This window comes from uncultured Novosphingobium sp., from assembly GCF_964277725.1.
In the GTDB taxonomy this organism is placed as follows: domain Bacteria; phylum Pseudomonadota; class Alphaproteobacteria; order Sphingomonadales; family Sphingomonadaceae; genus Novosphingobium; species Novosphingobium fluoreni.
This window is the reverse complement of the sequence record NZ_CAXYKL010000224.1, coordinates 1-4,705: the sequence shown is the minus strand read 5'-3', so window position 1 is coordinate 4,705 and position 4,705 is coordinate 1. Positions and strand designations below refer to the sequence as shown.

Genomic DNA, 4,705 nt, shown 5'->3' with positions numbered 1-4,705 from the left:
GGACTTTGCGAGAGGTGGCTCTCAAAGTCGCGACACCACGCCCCGACTTTCTGGGCAGTGGTGAAAAAGTGGCCGATGAATTGGTGCGCTGGATAGATGGCGGCGCGGCGGATGGGTTCATCCTTGGCTTTGCAGCGGCGCAAGAGGGGCTGGACGATTTCGCCCGGTACGTGGTGCCCGCCCTGGAAGCGCGCGGCCGTTACGACCGTGTGTTGCAAGGTACCACCCTGCGCGACCACCTCGGCCTACCGTACAAACCCGTCGCGCGGGTGGCCGAAGCTACCGAGAGACGCTCTGCATGAGCAAAGTGCTCGACAGACGCGAATTGCACGGCACAATCGCCGGTTTCGTCGACGATGCGATCGCGATCCGGCAGGACCTGCATCGCCACCCTGAACTGTCGTGGGATGAAAACAGAACCTCGTCGCGCGTGGCGGAATTGCTTGCCGAATGGGGTTTTCATGTAACCACCGGCGTGGGCGGCACCGGAGTGGTCGGCACGCTTCGCCGAGGTCAGGGCACGCGGGCGATCGGAATACGCGCCGACATGGACGCGCTTCCGATCCAGGAAGCGTCCGACCTCGATTTCGCCAGTGTTCACAAAGGGCGGATGCACGCATGCGGGCATGACGGTCATACCGCCATCCTCCTCGCAGCCGCTCGATACCTGACTGAAAGCGGGCACTTCTCCGGAACGGTCAACTTGATCTTTCAGCCTGCCGAAGAGCTGGGTCAGGGTGCTCGTCGGATGATCGAGGACGGCTTGTTCGAACGCTTCCCTTGTGACGCCGTTTACGGTCTACACAACTGGCCCGGCGTCCCGGAAGGCCAGCTGGGTTTCGTAGACGGCCCGGCGATGGCGGCGGTCGACTGGTTGGCAATCCGCGTTATCGGTAAGGGCGGCCACGGCGCGGCACCGCATGAGGCGGTGGATCCAGTGGTGGTGGCGGCACATCTCATCACCGCGTTACAAACCGTGGTCTCCCGTAGCGTCGCCCCGCTGGACAGCGCCGTCGTCACTGTGGGGGCAATCCACGGCGGGGATGCCGCCAACGTCATCCCTGACGCCGTAGAGATGAACTTAACGCTGCGTTCCTTTCGTGAGGAGGTGCGTGACGCAATCCGGGGGCGCGTGATCGATCTGGCTCATCGCATCGCCGCCAGCTTCGGTGCGACGGCCGAGGTCGATGTTAAACCCGGTTTTCCCAGTGTCATAAACCATCCCGCCGAAACCGCTTTCGCGCGCGATGTCGCGCGCGATCTTTTGGGTGAAGATTGCATCATTTCCAATCTTGCACCGCGCACAGCCAGCGAAGACTTTGCCTATATGCTACAGGCGCGCCCCGGCAGCTTCCTGTTTGTTGGAACGGGTGACGGCGAACCGCTTCATAGCCCCAGATACCGCTTCAACGATGCGGTAATCGCTCCCGCCGCCGCATTCTGGGCGCGCCTGGTGGAAACCTATCTGACGGATAACCCTGAGAGGGCATCGGCATGACCATCATCCCGACCACGACCCAGATTCATGACGATTGGATCGTCACGTCATCCCCCATGGATCCCCTTGCCCGTCCTTTGCTTGAGGCATTGATCGGGGAGTACAGCGCGCGTTACGGCGATCTAGCAGAATTCGACCAGGACGCCGCGCGAGAGGAAGTCTATGGCCGCTATGCTTCCGATCGCTTTTTGCCGCCACACGGAAACTTCCTGCTGATCGTCCGTAATGGTGAGGCGATTGCGGGCGGCGGGTTCATGCCGCATGAGGAGACCGACACCGCCGAACTGAAACGCATCTGGACTGCCGCGCATCTGCGCCGCCAGGGATTGGCACGGCGAATTGTGTTTGCCCTAGAAGATGCGGCGATCCGCCAAGGGTATCGCCGGATATTCCTCACCACCGGCTTTCGTCAGCCGGAGGCCAGCGCTCTATACAAACGCCTCGGTTATACGCCCTTGTACGATCCAAAAGCCGACCCCGCGGTGCTGATGACGCTACCCTTCGCAAAGGCGATCGGCGACAACGCGGCGGTGTTGGCATGAACGCCATCACCCTGGATACATCGGCTTCCCGTCTCGCCGAACACAAGGCCCAAATTCAACCCCAACGCCGTGTTGTTCCTGCACGTTATCCGGCACGCACGTTCGGCACGGTGGTTGCCGCCGGCACTCTATTGATGATCGCCGCCTCGGTATTAGGAAATCCAAAATGGGGTTGGCCGGTCTTTGCCCAGTGGTTCTTTGCAGAGCCGGTTATCGTCAGCCTCGGCCAGACGCTTTTGCTAACCGCGCTTGGCACCCTGTTCGGATCGCTGCTAGGCACTACGATCGCGCTTGCCCGGGTTTCAGGCTCCCCTTTGCTGGCCTGGCTTGCTTGGGGCTATGTCTGGTTGTTCCGCTCCATCCCGCTCATCGTCCTGCTGCTGCTGCTCAATAACCTGGGATACCTCTACGCCACAATCAGCCTAGGCGTGCCCCTTACTGACTTTCGGTTCGGTTCTTGGTCTACCGCCGCGCTGATCAGTCCCTTCGTGGCTGCGGTGATCGGCCTAACGCTGAACCAGGCTGCGTTTTCGTCCGAGATCATTCGTGGCGGCATCCTGGGGGTGGACAACGGCCAGAGGGAAGCGGCGGCCGCGCTGGGCCTGCCGCGCCGCCGCCAGATCTTCGGTATCGTGCTGCCACAGGCGATGCGCAGCATTCTTCCCGCCGGGTTCAACGAAATCATCAACCTCGCCAAAGGCACCTCGGTCGTCTACATCCTCGCGCTGCCGGAGTTGTTCTACACCGTGCAGGTGATCTACCGCCGTAATCTTGAGGCGGTGCCGCTGCTGATGGTGGCGACGGTCTGGTATCTCATTATTCTAACCGTTCTGTCTGTGATCCAGCGCCGGATCGAGCGGCGCTTTTCGCGCGGCGTGGCGGGATTGCAGGGGGCAGGCAGTTTAGTCAGGTCTGCAAGGATTAGCTTGCGCCGTATTGACTCGTCCGCCTCAATCACCCGCATGCCCGTCCGCGGGCATACTCTCGTTCGCGGCGACACCGGATCATTCCACAGGCCTGTCAAAGGCGGTACCGTAGTGATCGAGGGCGCGGTGAAGCGGTTCGGCGATCTTGAAGTGCTCAAAGGCGTCTCGCTGACGATTCCCTCTGGAAGCGTCACCGTCATCATCGGTCAATCTGGATCGGGTAAATCCACCCTACTACGAACGATAAACCATCTGGAACCCTTGAATGCTGGGCTGATTTCGATCGATGGCAAACTCATTGGCTACCGCGAAGACGCAAATATTTTGCACGAGTTGAAGGAAGCCGAAGTGCTTCGCCGACGAGTGGATGTTGGCATGGTCTTTCAAAGCTTCAATCTGTTTCCGCACATGACCGTTTTGGAAAATATTGTGGAGGCCCCTGTCCATGTTCGTGGTCGGCCACGGGCGGAGGCCGAGGCGGATGCACGCGTGCTCCTGACTCGGGTGGGCTTGTCAGACAAGGTAGATGCTTATCCACGTCAGCTTTCGGGTGGCCAGCAGCAGCGCGTCGCGATCGCCCGGGCACTGGCGTTGCGGCCCAAAGTTCTGCTTTTCGATGAGCCAACGTCCGCATTGGATCCTGAACTTGTCGGCGAGGTGTTGGGCGTAATCCGCGAATTGGCAAGTTCAGGCACGACTCTAATCATCGTGACGCATGAAATGGGCTTTGCGCGCGAGGTGGCTGATACGGTTGTATTCATGGATCAGGGCCGGATCGTGGAGCGAGGTACGCCGGAACAGGTCTTCTCCCGACCCGTTCATTCTCGAACCGCCGAATTTCTCTCGAAGGTACTGTAAGTGAGGGCGCTTCTGGCTACGGCACTTTCGTGCATGGCTCTTTTGGGCGCCTGCGCGCCGCCAAAGGAAAAAGCCGGCGCCGAAGCGTTACCCTTCATCCGCACCGCGCCAGTACCTGCGGCCGCCGCACTAGTGCCTCGCGCCTACAGATTCAAGACGCCCGGCACTTTGACGATCGGCATGACGGTCGGCGCGCTTCCGATCGCCGACTATACGCCGGACGGGCAGGGGTGCGTGGGGCTCGATCCCAATTTCGCACAACTTATCGCTGAGTCATTAGGGTTGAAGCTCAAGATCCTACCGATTGCGTGGCCAGATTGGCCGCTCGGGCTTACCTCCGGTAAGTACGACGCGGTCATGGCGAATGTCACAGTGACGGAGGAGCGCAAGGACAAATTTGATTTTTCAACGTATCGCGATGACAAGCTGGGTATCTATACTCGCAGCGATGGGCCGATTCTGCGCGTCGACGGCCCGCAGGACGTCGCCGGGCGACGTGTCGCTTTGACAGCCGGGACGAACCAATCTCAGATCCTCGATCGCTGGAATGCGCGCAACATCGCGGCAGGCTTGAAGCCGGTCGAACCGCTTTACTACGACGATCCTGGCGTAATGCGCTTGGCGGTTCTTTCGGGGCGGGCAGACCTGTCGTTTGGACCGAACTTCCTGGCTGCATATGAAGCGCGAGATGGTCGAACGAGGTCGGTCGGTACGGTCGCGGGCGGTTGGCCGTTGACGGCCTTTATAGCGGTCACGACGCGAAAAGCGTCAGGACTTGCCCCTGCGATCACCGCCGCCATCAACGCTCAGATCGACAATGGCAACTATATCAAACTATTGCGCCGCTGGAACATGGCGGACGAGCGGATACCGCGATCGGC

General features: G+C 60.4%; 4 protein-coding genes and 2 pseudogenes. All 6 read left to right on the top strand.

What is annotated here, in order from left to right:
* Nucleotides 1–302 (top strand): annotated as a pseudogene (locus ACHWRX_RS12825) (LLM class flavin-dependent oxidoreductase); the annotation flags it as partial.
* Complete coding sequence (locus tag ACHWRX_RS12820; protein ID WP_394659480.1) at nucleotides 299–1,498, top strand: M20 aminoacylase family protein; 1,200 nt, start codon at nucleotides 299–301, stop codon at nucleotides 1,496–1,498. The pseudogene ACHWRX_RS12825 and the gene ACHWRX_RS12820, both read left to right, overlap by 4 nt.
* Complete coding sequence (locus ACHWRX_RS12815) at nucleotides 1,495–2,040, top strand: GNAT family N-acetyltransferase (RefSeq protein WP_394659479.1); 546 nt, start codon at nucleotides 1,495–1,497, stop codon at nucleotides 2,038–2,040. Before ACHWRX_RS12820 ends, ACHWRX_RS12815 begins: the two co-directional genes overlap by 4 nt.
* A pseudogene (locus ACHWRX_RS12810) lies at nucleotides 2,037–2,897 on the top strand (amino acid ABC transporter permease); the annotation flags it as partial. The gene ACHWRX_RS12815 and the pseudogene ACHWRX_RS12810, both read left to right, overlap by 4 nt.
* 180 nt (nucleotides 2,898–3,077) lie before the next feature.
* Nucleotides 3,078–3,824: an amino acid ABC transporter ATP-binding protein gene (locus ACHWRX_RS12805; RefSeq protein ID WP_394659481.1), complete on the top strand. Its 747-nt coding sequence runs from the start codon at nucleotides 3,078–3,080 to the stop codon at nucleotides 3,822–3,824.
* Nucleotides 3,825–3,857: 33 nt separating this feature from the next.
* On the top strand, nucleotides 3,858–4,705 hold an 848-nt coding region (locus tag ACHWRX_RS12800), incomplete at its 3' end, for an ABC transporter substrate-binding protein (protein WP_394659478.1).